This is a genomic window from Streptomyces sp. NBC_00190 (assembly GCF_036203305.1).
Lineage (GTDB): Bacteria > Actinomycetota > Actinomycetes > Streptomycetales > Streptomycetaceae > Streptomyces.
The window spans coordinates 2521103-2541262 of sequence record NZ_CP108131.1 but is presented as its reverse complement, the minus strand read 5'-3'; the positions used below and the strand labels follow the sequence as shown (position 1 = coordinate 2541262).

Genomic DNA, 20160 nt, shown 5'->3' with positions numbered 1-20160 from the left:
AACCATGGCTGCTCACACCAGCCAGTCGGTGGCGAAGGCCGCGGGCGACGACGTCGAGAACGACGTCGCCGCCCGCGGCCCGAGCCGCAGGACTGACAGCGACAGCGTCGGCAACGGCAGGCGCGGCGGACTGAGGCGTGCCCTCGCCACCCACTGGTACGCCTGGGCCATGGTCGCCCCGGTGGTGCTCGTCCTCGGCGTGATCATCGGCTGGCCGCTCGTCCGCGGCGTCTACCTGTCGCTGACCGATGCCAACGAGCGCAACGTGGCCCGCACCATCGGCGCGCGCCACATCGAGGCCTCGTACGAGTTCGTCGGACTCGACAACTACACGGCCGTGCTCGGCGACCCGGTGTTCCTGCAGCGGCTGGTGTGGACGGTGATGTGGACCGTCGCGTGCGTGTCGATCACCTTCACCCTCGGCCTGGTCCTCGCCAACATGCTCAACCGGGACTTCCGGGGCCGCGCCGCCTACCGGATGGCGCTCATCCTGCCCTGGGCCGTCCCCGGCTTCGTCTCGGTCTTCGCCTGGCGGTTCCTCTTCAACCGCGACAACGGCATCCTCAACAAGATCCTCGACGGTGGCGGCATCGCCGCCATCCCGTGGCTCGACGACCCGACCTGGGCCAAGTTCTCGGTCGTGGCCGTCAACGTCTGGCTCGGCGTCCCCTTCATGATGGTCGCCCTCCTCGGCGGACTGCAGTCCATTCCCGGTGAGCTCTACGAAGCCGCCGAGATGGACGGCGCGAGCGCCTGGCAGCGGTTCCGGCACATCACGCTGCCCGGGCTGCGCGCGGTGAGCATGACGGTGATCCTGCTCTCCACCATCTGGACCTTCAACATGTTCCCGGTGATCTTCCTGCTCACCCGCGGCGGACCCGGTGACTCCACCGAGATCCTGGTGACGCAGGCCTTCCGCGAGGCGTTCATCGCGAGCCCGCGCGACTTCGCCGGCTCCGCGACCTGGGGCGTGCTGATCCTCGCCCTGCTCATGATCTTCGCGCTGGTCTACCGGCGCTCGCTGCGCAAGCAGGGAGAGGTGTGGTGACCATGACCACCCGCACTCGGGGCGCCCGCGCCCCGCTCGCCTCCGTCGGCCTGCACCTCACGCTGCTCGTCGCGTCCGTCATCGCCGTCTTCCCGGTGCTGTGGATCCTGCTGACCTCGCTCAAGCCCGCCGAGTACGCGGTCACCACGGACTTCGTCAAGGAACCGAGCCTCGGCAACTACACGTACCTGCTGGAGTCGAGCCACTTCCTCAGCTGGTTCGCCAACTCCGTCCTGGTCGCCGGCGTCACCACCGTCCTCGGTGTGTTCATCGCCGCCACCACCGGATACGCGGTCAGCCGGTTCAAGTTCCCCGGCATGAAGCCGCTGATGTGGACCCTGCTCATCACGCAGATGTTCCCGATGGCGATCCTCATCGTGCCGCTCTACAACCTGATGGGCGACCTCGGCCTGCTCAACCAGCCGATCGGTCTGATCATCACCTACCTCACCATCGCCGTGCCGTTCTGCGCCTGGATGATGAAGGGCTTCTTCGACACCATCCCGGTGGAGATCGACGAATCCGGCCGCGTCGACGGGCTCAACCCCTTCGGCACGTTCTGGCGGCTCATCCTGCCGCTCGCCAAGCCCGGCCTCGCCGTCACCGGCTTCTACGCCTTCATCACCGCCTGGGGCGAAGTGGCGTACGCCTCCGCCTTCATGGTCGGCGAGGAGAACCTCACCCTGGCAGGCGGACTGCAGACCTTCGTCACGCAGTACACCTCCAACTGGGGTGCGATGAGCGCCGCCTCGGTCCTCATCGCCATCCCCGCGGCGATCTTCTTCGTTTTCGCCCAGCGTCACCTCGTCGCCGGAATGACCGCAGGCGCCACCAAGGGCTGACCTCCCTGCCTGCTCACCTTTCCGGCCCGATCTCTTCAAGGACGACATGACCCAGCACCTCGCCGACGCACTTCCCACCTCCAGCGGCACCCTGCCCGGCTGGTGGAGAGAAGCGGTGATCTACCAGGTCTATCCGCGCAGCTTCGCCGACTCCAACGGGGACGGCATGGGGGACCTCGAAGGCATCCGCAGCCGCCTGCCCTACCTCAAGGAACTGGGTGTCGACGCCGTCTGGCTGAGCCCGTTCTACGCCTCCCCGCAGGCCGACGCGGGCTACGACGTCGCCGACTACCGGGCCATCGACCCGATGTTCGGCACCCTGCACGACGCCGACGCCGTGATCCGCGAGGCCCACGGACTGGGCCTGCGCATCATCGTCGACCTCGTCCCGAACCACTGCTCCGACCAGCACGAATGGTTCAAGCAGGCGCTGCGCGAAGGCTCCGGTTCCCGGCTGCGGGAGCGCTTCCACTTCCGTTCCGGCAAGGGTGAGAACGGCGAACTGCCGCCCAACGACTGGGAGTCGATCTTCGGCGGGCCCGCCTGGACCCGGGTCGCGGCGCCGGCAGGCGATGGGGGCACCTCCCAGCCGGAGGCTGGGGGAGAGTGGTACCTGCACCTCTTCGCACCCGAGCAGCCCGACTTCAACTGGGAGCACCCGGCCGTCCAGGACGAGTTCCGCTCCATCCTGCGGTTCTGGCTCGACCTCGGCGCCGACGGGTTCCGCGTCGACGTGGCCCACGGCCTGGTCAAGGCGCCCGGTCTGCCCGACCTCGGCGCCAAGGACCAGCTCAAGCTGCTCGGCAACGACGTCATGCCCTTCTTCGACCAGGACGGCGTCCACGAGATATACCGCTCCTGGCGCCGGATCCTCGACGAGTACGAGGGCGACCGCGTCCTGGTCGCCGAGGCATGGACCCCGACCGTCGAGCGCACGGCCCGCTACGTCCGCCCCGACGAGATGCACCAGGCGTTCAACTTCCAGTACCTGACGGCCGACTGGGACGCGGACGCACTGCGCGAGGTCATCGACGGCTCCCTGGCCGCGATGCGCCCCGTCGGCGCCCCCACCACCTGGGTGCTGTCCAACCACGACGTCACCCGGCACGCCACCCGCTTCGCCAACCCCGCCGGCCTCGGCACGCAGCTGCGCGAGGCCGGCGACCGTGAGCTCGGTCTGCGGCGGGCCCGCGCGGCGACCCTGCTGATGCTGGCGCTGCCCGGTTCGGCGTACGTCTACCAGGGCGAGGAACTCGGCCTGCCCGACGTCACCGACCTGCCGGACGAGGTCCGTCAGGACCCGTCGTTCTTCCGCGCGGCGGGACAGGACGGCTTCCGCGACGGCTGCCGGGTCCCCATCCCGTGGTCGGGTACGCAGGCCCCGTACGGCTTCGGCACCGGCGGAAGCTGGCTCCCGCAGCCGGACTCCTGGGCGGCGCTGAGCGTGGAGGCGCAGACCGGCGACCCGTCCTCCACCCTGGAGCTGTACCGGACCGCCCTGCGGCTGCGCCGCGAGCGCCCGGACCTGGGCGCGGGCGAGTCGGTGGACTGGCAGGACGCTCCCGCCGGCGTCCTGGTCTTCCGCCGCGGGGACTTCCTCTGCACCGCCAACACCACCGGCACGGCGGTACGGTTCCCCGTCGAGGGCGAGGCCCTGCTGTCCAGCGGCGAGGCGGTCGAGGACGGCGTGCTGCCGGCCGACACCACGGTGTGGTGGCAGGTGACGTCGGGGTGACCTCCCCCCTCCGGCTGACGGACATCGCCGCGCAGGCCCAGGTCAGCGAGGCGACCGTCAGCCGCGTGCTCAACGGCAAGTCGGGCGTGGCGGCCGGCACCCGGCACAAGGTGCTGGCCGCGCTCGACCTGCTCGGTTACGAGCGGCCCGTACGGCTGCGGCGGCGCAGCAACGGCTTGGTGGGGCTGCTGATCCCGGAGCTCACCAACCCGATCTTTCCGGCGTTCGCGCAGGTCATAGAGCAGGCGCTGGCCGGGCACGGGTACACGCCCGTGCTGTGCACGCAGACTCCGGGCGGTGCCACCGAGGACGAGCTGGTGGAGCAGCTGGAGGAGCGTGGGGTCACGGGGATCGTGTTCCTGTCGGGGCTGCACGCTGACTCGATGGCGGATCCGGCGCGCTACCAGCGACTGGCCGCCCGGGGTACGCCCTTCGTGCTGATCAACGGCTTCAACGAGCAGATCAGCGCGCCGTTCGTCTCCCCGGACGACCGGGCGGCGGCGGACATGGCGGTACGGCACCTGGAGGACCTGGGGCACCGGCGGATCGGCCTGGCGATCGGGCCGACGCGGTACGTGCCGTCGGCCCGCAAGGAGCAGGGCTTCGTCGCGGCCCGTCCTTCGGCGGATGCGGAGGGGCTGATCCAGCGGACGCTGTTCACGGTGGAGGGCGGCCACGCGGCGGGGATCGCCCTGCTGGACCGGGGCTGCACGGGCATCGTGTGCGGCAGCGACCCGATGGCGCTGGGCGTCATCCGCGCGGCGCGCGAGCGGGGGCTGCGGGTGCCGGAGGACGTCTCGGTGGTCGGCTTCGACGACTCGCCGCTGATCCCGTTCACGGACCCGCCGCTGACGACGGTGCGCCAGCCCGTACGGGCGATGGCGACGGCGGCGGTGGGCGCGCTGCTGGAGGCGGTGGGCGGCACCCCCGTCCAGCGCACGGAGTACATCTTCCAGCCGGAACTGGTGGTCAGGGGCTCGACGGCCCAGGCCCCGGCATAGCCCTTGCCCTTGCCCTTGCCCTTGCCCTTGCTCGGGCGGGGCCGGGGTCGGTGCCGGGGCGGGGTGTCGGCCGGGACTGCATGATTTATGGCGCCCTGGGCCAGGCTTCGGCCCTTACGGGCCTGGCAGGCGCCACAAATCACGTTTTACGTCCCGGCCGACACCCCGCCCCGTCCCCGCCCCCGGCGGGCCCGTCAGGTTGAGCCGCCGGGGGCGGCCAGGCGCCCCGCGTCAGACCACGCAGAACTCGTTGCCCTCGGGGTCCTGGAGCACGACCGCGTAGTACGGCATGTCCGGCTCGTCCATGATCCGCAGGATGGTGGCACCGGCCGCGGTGACCCGCTCCACCGTGGCCGTGACCCGCTCCTTGCGCAGGGCGATGTCCACGTCCCGCCCGCCGCCGACCTTCAGGTCGAGGTGGAGGCGGTTCTTGACGGTCTTCGGCTCGGGGACGAGCTGGAACCAGATGCGCGGGCCGCGGCCCTCCGGGTCGACGATCGACTCCGGGGTCTCCCCGGCGTCCTCGCCCAGCTCCTCCGGGGGCACGCCCATGTCCTGCCAGTAGGCCCGCCAGGTCGCGTGCCCGGCGGGCGGGGGCTCCGGTACGTACCCGAGCGCTCCGGTCCAGAAGGCCACCATGCGCCGGGGGTCCGCGCAGTCGATCGTCAGCTGCATCTCCATGGGCCCAAGGGTCGCAGCCACCACCGACAACACCCGGGGGCCACCTTCACGAAACAATTCTGCAATCTCTTGCGCAAGGTCTTGCAGGGCTGGGGCGCGGCCCCTACGGTCGCCACAATCCCCCCTCTCCGCCAGGAGGCCCCACATGCCCCGCCCCCGCAGAGCCGCCGCCCTCGCGGCCCTGGCCGTCGCAGCGGCCACCCTCACCGCGCAAGCGCCGCAGGCCGCCGCCGCGCCTCCCGGCGACAAGGACGTCACCGCCGTCCTCTTCGAGTGGAAGTTCGACTCCGTCGCCCGGGCCTGCACCGACACCCTCGGCCCCGCCGGATACGGCTACGTCCAGGTCTCGCCTCCCCAGGAGCACATCCAGGGCCCCCAGTGGTGGACCTCGTACCAGCCCGTCAGCTACAAGATCGCCGGCAGGCTCGGCGACCGGACCGCCTTCAAGAGCATGGTCGACACCTGCCACGCCGCCGGCGTGAAGGTCGTCGCGGACTCGGTGATCAACCACATGGCCGCCGCCGACGGCACCGGCACCGGCGGGAGTTCGTACACGAAGTACAACTACCCGGGGATCTACTCCGGTTCCGACATGGACGACTGCCGGGCGACGATCTCGAACTACCAGGACCGTGCCAACGTCCAGAACTGCGAGCTCGTCCAGCTCGCGGACCTCGACACCGGCGAGGACCACGTACGCGGAAAGATCGCCGGCTACCTCAACGACCTGGCCTCCCTCGGCGTCGACGGGTTCCGGATCGACGCCGCCAAGCACATGCCCGCCGCCGACCTCGCCAACATCAAGTCCCGGCTGACGAACCCCGGCGTCTACTGGAAGCAGGAGGCGATCTACGGCACGGGCGAGGCCGTCTCGCCGAGCGAGTACCTCGGCAACGGGGACGTCCAGGAGTTCCGTTACGCCCGCGACCTCAAGCGGGTCTTCCAGAACGAGAACCTCGCCTACCTGAAGAACTTCGGCGAGGCCTGGGGCCACATGCCCTCCGCCCAGTCGGCCGTCTTCGTCGACAACCACGACACCGAGCGCGGCGGGGACACCCTCAACTACAAGAACGGCTCGGACTACACCCTCGCCAGCGTGTTCATGCTGGCCTGGCCCTACGGCTCCCCGGACGTCCACTCCGGCTACGAGTGGACCGACAAGGACGCCGGTCCGCCGAACGGCGGCACGGTGAACGCCTGTTACGCGGACGGCTGGAAGTGCCAGCACGCCTGGCGGGAGATCTCCTCCATGGTCGGCTTGCGCAACGCGGCCCGCGGGCAGTCCGTCACCGACTGGTGGGACAACGGCGGCGACCAGATCGCCTTCGGGCGCGGTTCCAAGGCGTACGTGGCGATCAACCACGAGGTCTCGGCCCTGACCCGCACCTTCCAGACCTCCCTCGCGGCGGGCGACTACTGCGACGTGCAGAACAACCGCACGGTCACCGTGAACTCCGGCGGCCAGTTCACCGCCACCCTCCCCGCCGGGACGGCCGTCGCCCTGCACACGGGTGCCCGTACCTGCTCCGGCGGCACGACCCCGCCGCCGACGGCCACCAGCGGTGCCTCCTTCGCCGTCAACGCGACCACCGTCACCAGCCAGAACATCTACGTCACCGGCGACCGCGCCGAGCTCGGCTCCTGGAACACCGCGGCCGCCCTCAAGCTCGACCCGGCGGCCTACCCCGTCTGGAAGCTCGACGTCACCCTCCCGGCCGGCACCGCCTTCGCGTACAAGTACGTCCGCAAGGACGCCGCGGGCAACGTCACCTGGGAGAGCGGAGCCAACCGCACCGCCACCGTCCCCGCGAGCGGCAAGGTCACGCTGACCGACACCTGGCGCAACTGAGCCGCCGCTCCACAGACCAGGGCCGCCCGGCACCACCATCCCCTGCCACGTCGGGCGGCCCTCATCCATGCGACACGTACACAAGGAGAACCGCCTTGATACGCCCTGCCGCAGGAGTGCTCGCCGCCGCCCTGGCCGTGACGCTCCTGCCCGCCCTCCCCGCCGCGGCCTCGGCCGCCGCTCAGGCGCCCGCGCCGCCCTCGGACGCGAAACTGGCCGCCGAACCGGCCCGGCACGACCTGACCCGGGAACAGTTCTACTTCGTGCTCCCGGACCGGTTCGCGAACGGCGACCCGGGCAACGACCGGGGCGGCCTGACCGGCTCCCGCCTGCAGACCGGCCTGGACCCGACGGACAAGGGCTTCTACCAGGGCGGTGACCTCAAGGGGCTGACCGACCGGCTCGACTACATCAAGGGGCTCGGCACCACGGCCATCTGGATGGCGCCGATCTTCAAGAACCAGCCGGTGCAGGGCAAGGGGAACGACGTCTCCGCCGGCTACCACGGCTACTGGATCACCGACTTCACCCAGGTCGACCCGCACTTCGGTACCAACGCGGACCTGGAGCGGCTGATCGACAAGGCGCACGGGAAGGGGATGAAGGTCTTCTTCGACGTCATCACCAACCACACCGCCGACGTCGTGGACTACCGGGAGGCGTCCTACTCGTACCTGTCGAAGGGGGCGTTCCCGTACCTGACGAAGGACGGCGTGCCCTTCGACGACAAGGACTACGCCGGAGGAAAGGGGAAGTTCCCGAAGGTGGACGCCAAGTCCTTCCCGAGGACCCCCTTCGTGCCGGACGCGAAGAAGAACGCCAAGGTCCCCGCCTGGCTCAACGACCCGACGATGTACCACAACCGGGGCGACTCCACCTTCGCCGGCGAATCCTCCGACCAGGGCGACTTCTTCGGCCTCGACGACCTGTGGACCGAGCGCCCCGAGGTCGTCAGCGGGATGGAGAAGATCTACGAGAAGTGGGTCGAGGACTTCCGTATCGACGGCTTCCGCATCGACACGGTCAAGCACGTCAACACCGAGTTCTGGACCCAGTGGGCGACCGCCCTCGACACGTACGCCGCCAAGCGCGGCCGCGACGACTTCTTCATGTTCGGCGAGGTCTACTCCGCCGACACCGCGGTCACCTCCCCGTACGTGACGCGCGGGCGCCTCGACGCCACCCTCGACTTCCCGCTCCAGGACGCGATCCGCGCGTACGCCTCACAGGGCGCGGGAGCCGGCCGGCTGGCCTCCGTCCTGGGCGACGACTACCGGTACACCTCCGGCAAGGCCAACGCCTACGAGCAGGTGACCTTCCTCGGCAACCACGACATGGGCCGCTTCGCCGGCTTCCTGAAGCAGGACCGGCCCGGCGCGCAGGAGCAGGAGCTGCTGGACCGCTACCGGCTCGCGAACGAGCTGATGTTCTTCTCCCGGGGCAATCCGGTGATCTACTCCGGCGACGAGCAGGGCTTCACCGGCGCGGGCGGCGACAAGGACGCCCGCCAGCCCCTCTTCGCCTCCCAGGTCGCCGACTACCTGGACGACGACCAGCTCGGAACGGCGCGCACCCACGCGAGCGACGCCTACGATCCGGGTCACCCGCTCTACCAGCAGATCAGTGCTCTCTCGAAGCTGACCAAGGCCCACCCGGCCCTGCGTGACGGCGTCCAGAGCGAGCGCCTCGCCGACGGCTCCGTCTACGCCTTCGCCCGCACGGACACGCGCAGCCGCACCGAGTACCTGGTCGCCGCCAACAACGCGGCCGAGTCCCGGACCGTCGAGATCGACGCCCCGGCGGGCGCCCAGTACCGCACCCTGTACGGCGGCACCGCGCTGATCCGGGCCTCCGCGGCCGGCAAACTCAACGTCGTCGTCCCGGCCTTCGGCTCGGTGGTGCTCCAGGGCACCGCACCGCTCGCGGTCCCCGCCGCCAAGCCCGCCCTGACCCTCAAGGCCCCGGCCCCGGGCGCCACCGGCACCGTCGAGCTCACCGCGGACGTCTCCGGCGGCGGCCTGAACCGGGTCGTCTTCGCCGCGCAGACCGGCACCGACAGGTGGCAGGTCCTCGGCTCCGCCGACCACGCCCCGTACAAGGTCACCCAGCACGTCACCGCCCCAGCCGGCACCGCCCTGCGCTACAAGGCCGTCGTCGTCGACTCCGCGGGCCGGACCGCGAGCGCCCTCGCCGGGTCCACCGCCGGGCAGGTCCCGCCCACCGAGGTCCCCACCGCCACCCAGCGCGACTACGCGGTCGTCCACTACAACCGCCCCGACGGCGACTACACGAACTGGCGCCTCTACGCCTGGGGCGACCTCGCCGAGGGCGAGGCCACTCCCTGGCCCGCCGGACACGACTTCACCGGCCGCGACGCCTACGGTGCCTTCGCCCACGTCAGGCTGAAGCCCGGCGCCTCCTCCGTCGGCTACCTCGTCATCGACAAGGACGGCACCAAGGACGTCGCCGCCGACCGCACCATCGACGTGACGAAGAACGGCGAGATCTGGCTGGAGCAGGGCAAGGAGCCCGCCCGCACCGACCGTCCCGCCTACCCGCCGCAGGACACGGCGAAGGCCGTCCTGCACTACCAGCGCCCCGACGGCGCCTACGACGGCTGGGGCCTGCACGTCTGGACCGGCGCCGCGAGCCCCACTGACTGGTCCAAGCCGCTGCTGCCCACCCGTACCGACTCCTACGGCGCGGTGTACGAGGTTCCGCTCGCCGCCGGTTCCACCTCCCTGAGCTACATCCTCCACAAGGGCGACGAGAAGGACCTCCCCACCGACCAGTCCCTGGACCTGAAGGCCACCGGCCACGAGGTGTGGATGCTGGGCGGCAAGGAGAAGTACCTCCTGCCGCAGCCCGCGGGTGCCGGCGCCGCCCTCGACCTCACCAAGGCCCAGGCCGTCTGGATCGACCGCGACACCCTCGCCTGGAACGCCCCCGCGGCCGCCGCCTCCGCGCAGCTCCTCGCCTCCCGCGAAGGCGCGGTCAAGGCCGAGAACGGCACCCTGACGGGCCGGGCCGAGTGGCTGCGGCTGACCCGGTCCGAGCTCACCGCCGCGCAGAAGCAGAAGTTCCCGCACCTGGCCGCGTACACCGCCTTCACCGTCGATCCCCGCGACCGGGACCGCGTCCGCGAAGCCCTGCGCGGCCAGCTCGTCGCGAGCGCCCGCGCCGCCAACGGCGCCGTCCTCGCCGCCACCGGCGTACAGCTCGCCGGAGTCCTGGACGACCTGTACACGACGAACACCCCGCTCGGGGCGGTCTTCAAGGACGGCCGCCCCACCCTCTCGGTGTGGGCCCCGACCGCCCAGCAGGTCGCCCTCGAACTCGACGGCCGCACCGTCGCCATGCGCCGCGACGACGCGACCGGCGTCTGGTCGGTGCGCGGCGAACGCTCCTGGACCGGGAAGCCCTACCGCTTCGCCGTCACCGTCTGGGCGCCGAGCACCGGGCAGGTGGTCCGCAACCTCGTCACCGACCCGTACTCCACCGCCCTGACCACCGATTCCACCCACAGCCTGGCCGTCGACCTGGCCGACCCGAAGCTCGCCCCGCCCGGCTGGCGGCAGCTGCGCAAGCCCGCGCCGGTGCCCTTCACCTCCGCGCAGATCCAGGAGCTGCACATCCGCGACTTCTCCGTCGCCGACCGCACCAGCACGCACCCCGGCCAGTACCTGGCCTTCACGGACACCGGCTCGGCGGGCATGCGGCACCTGCGTGACCTCGCCGCCGCCGGAACCTCGTACGTCCACCTGCTGCCCGCCTTCGACATCGGCACGATCCCGGAGAAGCCCGGGGACCGCACCGAGCCCGCCTGCGACCTGAAGGTATACGCGCCGGACTCGCAGGAGCAGCAGGCCTGCGTGGCCGCCGCGGCCGCGAAGGACGCGTACAACTGGGGCTACGACCCGCTGCACTACACCGTCCCCGAGGGCAGCTACGCGAGCGACCCGAACGGCACGGCCCGTACGGTCGAGTTCCGCAGGATGGTCCAGTCGCTGAACGGGGCCGGGCTGCGCACGGTGATGGACGTCGTCTACAACCACACGGTGGCGTCCGGGCAGTCGGACAAGTCCGTGCTGGACCGCATCGTGCCCGGCTACTACCAGCGCCTGCTGGCCGACGGCAGCGTCGCCACCTCCACCTGCTGCTCCAACACCGCCCCCGAGAACGCGATGATGGGCCGCCTCGTCGTGGACTCAGTCGTCACCTGGGCGAAGGAGTACAAGGTCGACGGCTTCCGCTTCGACCTGATGGGCCACCACCCGAAGGCCAACATCCTGGCCGTCCGCAAGGCCCTCGACGAGCTGACCGTCGCCAAGGACGGGGTCGACGGCAAGAAGATCGTCCTCTACGGGGAGGGCTGGAACTTCGGCGAGGTCGCCGACGACGCCCGCTTCGTCCAGGCCACGCAGAAGAACATGGCCGGCACCGGCATCGCCACCTTCTCCGACCGGGCGCGCGACGCGGTCCGCGGCGGCGGCCCCTTCGACGAGGACCCGCGCGTCCAGGGCTTCGCCTCCGGCCTGTTCACGGCGCCGAACGGATCCCCGGCCAACGGCACCCCGGCCGAGCAGAAGGCCCGCCTCCTGCACGACCAGGACCTGATCAAGGTCGGCCTGTCCGGCAACCTCGCCTCGTACTCCTTCACCGACACCGCCGGCCGCCGGATCAAGGGCTCCGAGCTCGACTACAACGGCGCCCCGGCCGGCTACGCGGCCGCCCCCGGCGACGCCCTGGCCTACGCGGACGCCCATGACAACGAGACCCTCGCCGACGCCCTGACCTACAAACTGCCGCCGGCCACCTCCTCGCAGGACAAGGCCCGGATGCAGGTCCTGGCCCTGGCGACGGCCACGCTCTCCCAGGGACCGGCGCTCTCCCAGGCGGGTACGGACCTGCTCCGCTCCAAGTCCCTGGACCGCAACTCCTACGACAGCGGGGACTGGTTCAACGCCATCCAGTGGGACTGCCGCGGCGGCAACGGCTTCGGCCGCGGCCTGCCCCCGGCCGCCGACAACGCCTCGAAGTGGCTGTACGCGAAGCCCCTGCTGACCGGCCCGGCCCCCACCTGCGCGGACATCGACGGCACCTCGGCGGCCTACCGCGATCTGCTGAAGATCCGCACCACCGAGCCGGAGTTCGCCCTCACCACGGCGCAGGCGGTCCAGTCGCGGCTGGCCTTCCCCCTCTCGGGCAAGGACGAGACCCCGGGCGTGATCACCATGACCCTGGGCGACCTGGTGGTGGTCTTCAACGCCACCCCGACCGCCCAGCCCCAGCGCGTTCCCGTCCTCGCGGGCACCGCCTACACCCTGCACCAGGTCCAGGCGGCGGGCTCCGACGCCACGGTCAAGCGGTCCACGTACGACAAGACGACAGGAGAGTTCACCGTCCCCGCCCGCACCGTCTCGGTCTTCACACGACGCTGAGCCGGTCGAGCCGCTTCTCCAGCAGGATCACCCCGTAGACCCTGCCGTCCTTCCCCACCTTGTTGGGGAGCTCCCCGACCACCCGGTATCCCGCACCCTGGTAGTACGCGAGCAGCCGGGGGTTGGTGGAGACGCAGTCCAGCCGCGCCCGCTCCCGGCCGGTCCTGGCGATCCGCCGCTCGGCGTGTTCGAGCAGGCGCCGCCCGGCCCCGGCGGGCGCGGTCTGGCGCTCCACCATCAGCCGGTGCACGTACCCGGCGACCGGCGGCTGGACGCCCCAGGCATCCTCGTCGGACCACCACAGCTCGTACGCCCCGACCACCCGCCCGTCGCAGTCCCCGCCGAGCCACACTTCGCCGTCGCCCATCCGCGCACGGAAGTGGGCGGCGTCCTTGTCGCCGGGCTTCCACTGGTCTATCCCGTTGGCCCGCATCCACCGGGCGGCCTGGTCGTACATCGTCACCAGGGTGCCGGCGTCCTTCTCCACGGCCGGCCGGAACAAGATCCCGTCGTCAATGATCACGCGAGCATTATCGATGATCATGACCGGCCCCCGGAGGCGGGTTCACCGCGGGCCGGGCACCCCGCTCGGAACGAGCGCACCGAGCCGCCCGACCAGCTCCCCGAAGGGCCCGTCGGCGGGCTCGTGGGCCAGGATCTTCACGAGGATTCCCGCCATCTCCTGGTCGTACGCGGCGCTCACGGCGGCCAGCGCGGCGAAGTCGTGCACCAGCTGCAACTCCAGCTCGGACCGCGGGATCTTCCGCCCGTCCAGCCAGATCAGCGCGGTGGACTCGGCGAGCGACACCCAGGACCGCACGACGAGTTCCAGCCGGGCCGGCGGGTCGTCGACGCCGATGCCCAGGTGCGCGAGGATCTGCTCGTACGCCGCCTGCCGCACCTCGTCGATCATGGCGTTGGTCTGGCTGCTCCCCACTGCGGGACCGCCGCGCATCAACGCGGAGAAGCCCGGGCCGTGTTCGTCGACGAAGGAGAAGAACCGCCCCATCACCCGCAGCAGCCGGGCCCCGAGCGGCCCCTCCCGGGGCTCCACGAACCGCTGCGCCAGCTCGTCGGCGGCCCGCCGCAGCGCGGCCTCGTACAGGCTGAGCTTGCCCGGGAAGTAGTGGTAGACGAGCGGCCGCGATATCCCCGCGGCCGCCGCGATCTCGTCGATCGACACATCGTCGGGGGACCGGTTGCTGAACAGCTCCAGGGCAACCCCGATCAGCTGCTGCCGCCGCTCCTCGACACCCATCCTGCGCCGCACCCCGGTTGTCATGCGGACACCCTACTCGGACTGGTCAGAGGTCCAGGGTGAGGTGGGCGCCCTTCGCGCGGGAGACGCACAGGAGCATCGAGTCCTCGCGTTCCCGGTCCGTGAGGAGCTCGTCGCGGTGGTCCACCTCGCCCGACAGGACGCGGTGCTGGCAGGTGCCGCAGAAGCCCTGTTCGCACGAGTACGGGGTGTTGGGGAGGGCGCGGCGGACCGCCGCCAGGGTGGTTTCCGCCGCGCCGACCTCCAGGGCGCGGCCCGAGCGGTGGAGTTCGACCGTGAAGGCCTCGGCCGGGCCGGGGGCCGCCGGAGTGAAGCGTTCCAGGTGGACCGGGACACCGGACGGGACCGCGGCCGTGACGGCACGCATCAGGGGTTCCGGGCCGCAGCAGTAGACGAGCGTGCCCGGCCGGGCCGCCGAGAGCGGGGCGAGGTCGGGCAGGCCCGCCTCGTCCTGCGGGAGGACCGTGACCCGGTCGCCGTGGAGGGCGAGTTCGGGCAGGAAGGGCATCGACGCGCGCGAGCGGCCCCCGTACAGCAGGGTCCAGTCGGCGCCCGCCGCCGTGGCCGCCCGGAGCATCGGCAGGATCGGCGTGATGCCGATGCCGCCCGCGACGAACACGTACGAGGCCGCCGGGACCAGCTCGAAGCGGTTGCGCGGCGGCCGCAGTTCCAGCTCGGCGCCCTCGACCAGCTGCGCGTGCGCCTCGCGGGAGCCGCCCCGGCCGTCCTCGACCAGCCGGATCGCGATCCTGTACGTACCGCTGTCCGCCGGGTCGCCGCACAGGGAGTACTGGCGGACCAGACCGGAGGGCAGGGTGACGTCCACGTGCGCGCCCGGGGTCCACGCCGGGAGCTCGGACGACTGGAGGGTCAGCTCCAGTACGCCCTCCGCCGGCTCCGTACGGGAGACGATCAGAGCGCGCAGCGGGCGGCGCGGCGAGTAGCCCGAGACAGGGGTCTCCAGGGCGGGCAGCGGCCAGAGCGGGGACTTCGCGATGCGGCCGTGCAGGGCCCGCTTCGCCGCCCAGGCCGCTCCCGCGACCGCCGCGACCGTCAGGGCGCGCCTCATGCCTTCACCCCGCCGTTCGCGCCGGGGGACGAGGCGAGGTAGGCCGCCGCCTGGGCCGTGCAGCCTTCCTGTGAGGGGTGGTACGTCCGGGACAGGTACTTCGGTATGGACTTCAGCATCGCGCCCGTCGACGGGAGCACGCCCTGCCGTCCGGCCCGGAAGAACTGCCCGAAGGAGGCCTTGCCGTCCACCAGGTGCGGGTCGTTCTCCATGAAGAAGCGGACACCGCGCTGCCAGAGGAAGACCAGTGCCGAGAAGCCCGTCGCCCAGGTCCGGGCGCGGCGCCGGTAGTTGCCGTCCACGTGCATGAAGAGGTCGAAGGCCACCGAGCGGTGCTCGACCTCCTCCGCGCCGTGCCAGCGCAGCAGGTCCAGCATGGTGGGGTCGGCGCCCCGCCGGTCCAGCTCGTCGGCGTTCAGCACCCAGTCGCCCAGGAACGCCGTGTAGTGCTCTATCGCCGCGATCATCGCGACGCGCTCCATCAGCCACCAGTGCCGGGCCCGGCCCGGCGGCAGGGTCCGGTCGCCCAGCAGCTTCTCGAAGAGCCAGTCCACCTGCGCCGTGTACGGGGTCGGGTCGAGCCCGAGCCGCTTCAGGTGGGGGAGTACGTCGTCGTGCGCGGCGGCGTGCATGGCCTCCTGGCCGATGAAGCCGACGACGTCCGCGCGCAGCCGCTCGTCCTCGATGTACGGGAGCACCTGCTTGTAGACGTGCACGAACCACCGCTCACCCGCGGGGAGCAGCAGGTGCAGCACATTGATCATGTGCCCGGCGAACGGGTCGTGGGGCAGCCAGTGGAGCGGGGTGTCCTCCCAGCCGAAGGACACGTTCCGGGGGCTCAGGTCCATGTGTTCCGACGCCACGGGGGCGGGCGCGAGCGGCCTATTAGACATGGCGTCAATGTACTGATGGGTACAGGCGAGGAAAACCCCTCTGCCGCCACTTCCTAACGCAGGACCCCCGCCTTCGTCCCGTCCGTCAGCTTGCCCGTCAGGTCGACCTGTGCCCCCGCCGGCGCCTTGACCGCGAGCCGGTTCCCGTTCGCGGCCCCGCTCACCCCGCCGCCCGACACCGACAGCGAGGCGAACTGCGCGCTGCCCGCCGCGAGTACGTACCACTGGCCCGCGCGGGACTTCCACAGCACGCCCGCCAGCACCCGCGGCTCCCGCGGACCGCAGGCCGGCGACCCCTCCGACCTGGCCGCCTGCGCGGCGAGCGGGGCGCCCGGCGCCAGGAACTGCGCCTGCACCCGGTCCTCGGCGCCCTGCCAGGTCTCGGCCCGTGTGCACAGCCAGGCCGCCGTCCCGTCGCCCTCGGGCAGCGGCTGCTTGGCGTACGTCCAGGCGTTGACCGTACGGACCCCGTGCGAGCGCACCGAGGGCAGCAGGCAGGCGATCCTGGACCAGTCCCCGAGCTCCGCGGCCTCCGTCACGTCGCGCTCGGCACCCGGCGCGCCCGAGGTGAGCCGGGCCGGGGTCAGCTCGCCGAGGTCGGTGATCAGCCGGGTGGCGCCGTCCCCCGTCAGGGCGAGGGCGTTCCAGCTGGTGCAGCTACCCGCCGGGGCCGGGCCCGGCACCGGCGGAGTGACCCCGTCCGGGGCCGGCTTCAGCGGCGCGGGGGCCTCGCCCGGCTTGAGCAGGTCCCGCAGGGCGGCGCCGGTGACCCAGGGCGCCGTCAGATAGCGGACGTTGCCGTCGACCCGGCTGAGCACGAGGGCGGTCGCGGTGTCCGCCGAGGCCCCGTCGGTCCGGGCGAAGTCGAGGGCCGCGCCGGTGGTTCCGGCGCGCGGTTCGGCGTACCGGACCACGCGCAGACCGTCGTAGAGCAGCACCACGACCGCCTGGTCGACGGCGCCCGCGAACAGCAGTTGCGCCGGTCCCATGGGCGGCCCGGCGGGGGTGCCCGGGGTGGCCGAGACGACCACGGAGGAGCCGGGCCGGGACCAGACGGTCAGGGCCCGCCGCAGCAGTTCGGTGTCGTCGGCGCGGTCGCCGCGGGCGGGCCAGGCGGAGAAGTCCGTACGGGAGGAGGTACGCCAGAGCGTGGGCGCGGCCCGGACCAGCTTCCCCGGATCCAGGGCCTGTTCGGCCACGGCGTTACGGGCGTACAGCGGGGCGGCAGCCCCGTCCGAGCCCCAGCCCCCGCCGGGCAGCGCGAGCAGCGCCCCGCACACGGCGAGGGCGGCCCCGGCGGCGAGGGCGGCCCGCGCGAGCCGGCGCCGGCGCAGCAGGTCGGTGGGCCGGGCCTGGAGCACGCACGGGTCGAACTCGGGGGAGGCGAACAGGGAGTCGTTCGCCGGATCCCCCGATTCCAGAACCGCGGCGGCCGGGTCGGCGACCCCGGCCTCGTCGAGCACCCGGAGCACCTCCGGCTCGGACAGCCGCTCCAGGGCCCGCAGCACGCAGGCGGCGCGGCCGGGCCCGCCGAGGGTGGCCAGCCACTGGTCGAGCGCGAGCTCCTCGGCCCCGCCGGACCGGGGGAACAGCCGCAGCCCCCACACCTGCGGCAGCGCGGGCGGGAGCTGCGTGCGCCGGGGCAGGGCGCGGAACGTCAGCGGAACCCCGGCTTCCAGGGCGGCCCGCAGCACGCGCAGCCTGACGTACGCGTACCCGGCGTCACCCTCGCCGCCGCGCTGGCCCGGCACCCCGCCCCGTACGCCCGTGGCCGCGTCCCGCCGCCCGCGCGGCAGCGCCCGCTGGACCAGCGAATGGGCGGTGAGCACCCGCCGGTTGCGGCCGAGGGCGGGCGGCAGCACCAGATAGGCGAGCCGCACGAGCCGCGGGTAGTGCTCGACGATGGCGGCCTCGGCCTGCTCGACATCGGGAGACAGGGGGCGGGTGGCGGTATCCGGCGCAGTCACATTCAGCAGAACGAGGGAATCGTCGGATGGTCACCCGTCTGCGGCACACTCGCACCCGGCCACCGCGGGGAGCCGCCCGGGGCCGGAGGCGAGAGCTGCGGCTCAGACCACCAGCCGGGCGCGCAGCGATTCGACCGTCTCGTCGGAGACGCCGAGTCCTTCGCGCACGTACTTCTCCATGGAGCCGTAGCGCGTCTCGACCTCGTCCAGAGCCGCCCGCAGGTAGGCGGGGAAGACGCCGATCAGCGCGAGTGCGATGTCCGGGTCGCCGCCGGCGGCCGTGAAGCCCTCGATCATCGGTGCGAAGGCCTGCTTGACCGCCGGGTTCACCGACAGGTATTCGGCCATCAGGGTCTCGTCGTCGGCGCCGAGCAGCGACAGGATGACCGTCGCGCCCCAGCCGGTGCGGTCCTTGCCGGCCGTGCAGTGGAAGAGCAGCGGGCCCGCCTCGGGGTCGGCGGCCTCGGTGAGCAGCATCCGGTACGCGGCGTGCGCGGAGGCGGAGCGCACGAAGGACCGGTAGACGTCGCCGAACAGGGCCTGCGCCTTGCCGTCGCCCAAGTGCTCCTCGGCGACGGCGGGGTCGGACAGCAGGTCCTTGAGCTGGGCCGCGGCGGGCACCCGGCCCGAGTGCATCTTGTCCGCCAGGACGTCGCCGATCAGGAGCCGGGCGCCGGCCGGCACCCGGTCGGGGTGGGCGGCGCGCTCGGCATCGGTGCGGAAGTCGATGACGGTACGCAGGCCCAGCGCGGCCACCACCGGGTCGGCGTCGAGGTCGAGCCGGTCGAGCTGGCCGGAGCGCAGGGCCAGGCCGGTGCGGACGGTGCGGCCGCCGGAGAGCGGGGTGCCGCCGAGGTCGCGGAGATTGGCGACGGTGGTGGCGGGGGTGGCGGTCATCGTGGATGCTCCAGCGACTCGTACGGTGCGGTGATTCATATAATTTTGTGATGTTTCGGGCTGGAAAGACAATCGACGGCCAGTGAGACCCCGATCCCGATTCCGAGCGCCGCCAGGTGTCCGGCGTCCGTGAAGGTCCGGCCGCGTTTGAGCACGGGCACGGCGGCGAGCGCCAGCAGCCCCGCCCGCGCGGCCGTGCGGACCGCCCCGCGCGGCAGGGCCGAGGTCAGCGCGCCGAGTACCGCGTTGAACCCGTAGCTGGTCCCCACGTCCACGGCGCGCCGGGTCGGCCGGTCGGTCGTCCCGCGCAGGGCGCCGTACACGAGGAGGGTCGCGGCGGCGTGCCCGAACAGGAACACCGCGGCCGTCCACCAGGCGCCGTACGCGTACTCGGCGTATCCGAGGACCGCGACCAGCAGCAGCGCGTACGGCAGCGGCATGGGCTCCTCGACGACCAGCGCGCTGGTCAGCAGGGTCTCCCAGCGCCCGGCGGCGAGATTGTCGACGTTCGTCGAGCAGTCCAGGAGCAGCCGCTCCCGCTCGGTGGGCCCCATCCGCTCCAGGGCGTACGCCCCGAGCTGGACCCCGCCGGCGTACACCGCTCCGAGTGGAATCGCATTCACCCGTCCATGATCGGATACGGCCCTCCGACGCGGACCACCGGGCTCCGTGGGATCATGATCCGGCCATGTCCCGAAACCCTGCGCCGATGCGCGCCGCGCGGGCCGCGATGTTCGCGGCGGTGTGCACCGCATTGGGTGCGGTGGGGCATTCGTCCATGTCCAGCAGTGGAATTCCCCTTACGGGCCTTCTGGGTGCGTTCGGGGTGACGGGCGGACTGGCCTGGCTCGCCGCCGGCCGGCGCCGGGGGCCGGTGGGGATCGCCGCGGCGGTGCTCACCGTGCAGGCGGCGCTGCACCTCGTCTTCTCCGGGAGCCAGGCGGCGCCCGCGTCCGGGGCGATGACCGGCGACGGCCCGGTGCACGGCATGGACATGGGCGCGACGGACATGGGCTCGATGGACATGAGCACGATGGACATGGGCGCGATGGCCGCCGGGACATCGGGCGGCATGGCGGACATGGCCGTGCACGGCGGGGCAGGGATGATCGCCGCGCACGCGCTCGCCGGACTGTTCTGCGCCGCCTGGCTGGCCCGGGGCGAGGCCGCCGTCTTCCGGCTTGCCCGGATCCTGGGAGCCGCCGCGCTGCACGCGGCCCGGCCGCTCTCCCGCGCGCTCGCCCTGCTCCGGGCGCGGGTGACGGCCCCGGCCGATCCGCCCGCCTTCCGCCCTCGCCGTCCGTACGAACGCCCCCGCCGCCTGCGCGGGGCCGTGCACGCCCACGCCGTGGTGCGCCGCGGGCCGCCCGCGGGCCGGACCGCCCGCACCACGGCCCCCGGCCGTCCTGCCTGCGCCTGAGTGGCGCACGGCGAGACCTGGGGCCGCTTCCCCTGTCT

Annotated in this window: 15 protein-coding genes; 7 read left to right on the top strand and 8 right to left on the bottom strand. The window is 72.2% G+C overall.

All coding sequences use genetic code 11. The features are described from left to right. Positions 1–4: 4 nt before the first annotated feature. The 4 genes from OG429_RS12340 to OG429_RS12325 are packed head-to-tail and all read left to right on the top strand — an operon-like array spanning position 5 to position 4626. On the top strand, positions 5–1048 hold the full coding sequence (locus OG429_RS12340; RefSeq protein ID WP_328925356.1) for a carbohydrate ABC transporter permease: 1044 nt from the start codon (positions 5–7) through the stop codon (positions 1046–1048). A 2-nt stretch (positions 1049–1050) separates the two neighbouring features. After that, complete coding sequence (locus OG429_RS12335; protein WP_328925355.1) at positions 1051–1890, top strand: sugar ABC transporter permease; 840 nt, start codon at positions 1051–1053, stop codon at positions 1888–1890. 46 nt (positions 1891–1936) lie between these two features. Then, positions 1937–3625, top strand: a complete 1689-nt coding sequence (locus OG429_RS12330; RefSeq protein ID WP_328925354.1) for a glycoside hydrolase family 13 protein — start codon at positions 1937–1939, stop codon at positions 3623–3625. Next, complete coding sequence (locus tag OG429_RS12325) at positions 3622–4626, top strand: LacI family DNA-binding transcriptional regulator (RefSeq protein WP_328925353.1); 1005 nt, start codon at positions 3622–3624, stop codon at positions 4624–4626. The genes OG429_RS12330 and OG429_RS12325 overlap by 4 nt, the downstream gene beginning before the upstream one ends. A gap of 231 nt (positions 4627–4857) precedes the next feature. On the opposite strand, the gene OG429_RS12320 is transcribed toward OG429_RS12325, so the two are convergent. Beyond that, entirely contained in the window at positions 4858–5301 is a 444-nt protein-coding gene (locus OG429_RS12320) for a VOC family protein (protein ID WP_405681428.1), read from the bottom strand. Positions 5302–5452: 151 nt separating this feature from the next. Between OG429_RS12320 and OG429_RS12315 the strand changes: the two genes are divergently transcribed. Beyond that, a complete protein-coding gene (locus OG429_RS12315; protein ID WP_328925351.1) occupies positions 5453–7156 on the top strand; it encodes a carbohydrate-binding module family 20 domain-containing protein in 1704 nt (567 codons plus the stop codon). A gap of 95 nt (positions 7157–7251) precedes the next feature. Continuing rightward, on the top strand, positions 7252–12597 hold the full coding sequence (gene pulA / locus OG429_RS12310) for a pullulanase-type alpha-1,6-glucosidase (protein WP_328925350.1): 5346 nt from the start codon (positions 7252–7254) through the stop codon (positions 12595–12597). Here pulA and OG429_RS12305 read toward each other — a convergent pair. The 7 genes from OG429_RS12305 to OG429_RS12275 form a co-directional block, all read right to left on the bottom strand. After that, entirely contained in the window at positions 12584–13120 is a 537-nt protein-coding gene (locus tag OG429_RS12305; RefSeq protein ID WP_328925349.1) for a GNAT family N-acetyltransferase, read from the bottom strand. The genes pulA and OG429_RS12305 overlap by 14 nt on opposite strands. 42 nt (positions 13121–13162) lie before the next feature. Further along, a complete protein-coding gene (locus OG429_RS12300) occupies positions 13163–13879 on the bottom strand; it encodes a TetR/AcrR family transcriptional regulator (RefSeq protein WP_328925348.1) in 717 nt (238 codons plus the stop codon). 22 nt (positions 13880–13901) lie between these two features. After that, a complete protein-coding gene (locus tag OG429_RS12295; protein WP_328925347.1) occupies positions 13902–14945 on the bottom strand; it encodes a PDR/VanB family oxidoreductase in 1044 nt (347 codons plus the stop codon). Next, a complete protein-coding gene (locus tag OG429_RS12290) occupies positions 14942–15838 on the bottom strand; it encodes a metal-dependent hydrolase (protein WP_328925346.1) in 897 nt (298 codons plus the stop codon). The genes OG429_RS12295 and OG429_RS12290 overlap by 4 nt, the downstream gene beginning before the upstream one ends. A 53-nt stretch (positions 15839–15891) precedes the next feature. Then, a complete protein-coding gene (locus tag OG429_RS12285) occupies positions 15892–17805 on the bottom strand; it encodes a hypothetical protein (protein WP_405680024.1) in 1914 nt (637 codons plus the stop codon). A 102-nt stretch (positions 17806–17907) separates the two neighbouring features. Next, entirely contained in the window at positions 17908–18702 is a 795-nt protein-coding gene (locus tag OG429_RS12280; RefSeq protein ID WP_328925345.1) for a tyrosine-protein phosphatase, read from the bottom strand. 35 nt (positions 18703–18737) lie between these two features. Beyond that, positions 18738–19325, bottom strand: a complete 588-nt coding sequence (locus OG429_RS12275; protein WP_328925344.1) for a rhomboid-like protein — start codon at positions 19323–19325, stop codon at positions 18738–18740. A gap of 65 nt (positions 19326–19390) precedes the next feature. Between OG429_RS12275 and OG429_RS12270 the strand changes: the two genes are divergently transcribed. Then, positions 19391–20122 carry a hypothetical protein gene (locus tag OG429_RS12270; protein ID WP_328925343.1) on the top strand — a complete coding sequence of 244 codons (732 nt, stop codon included), beginning with the start codon at positions 19391–19393 and terminating at the stop codon, positions 20120–20122. Positions 20123–20160: the final 38 nt, after the last annotated feature.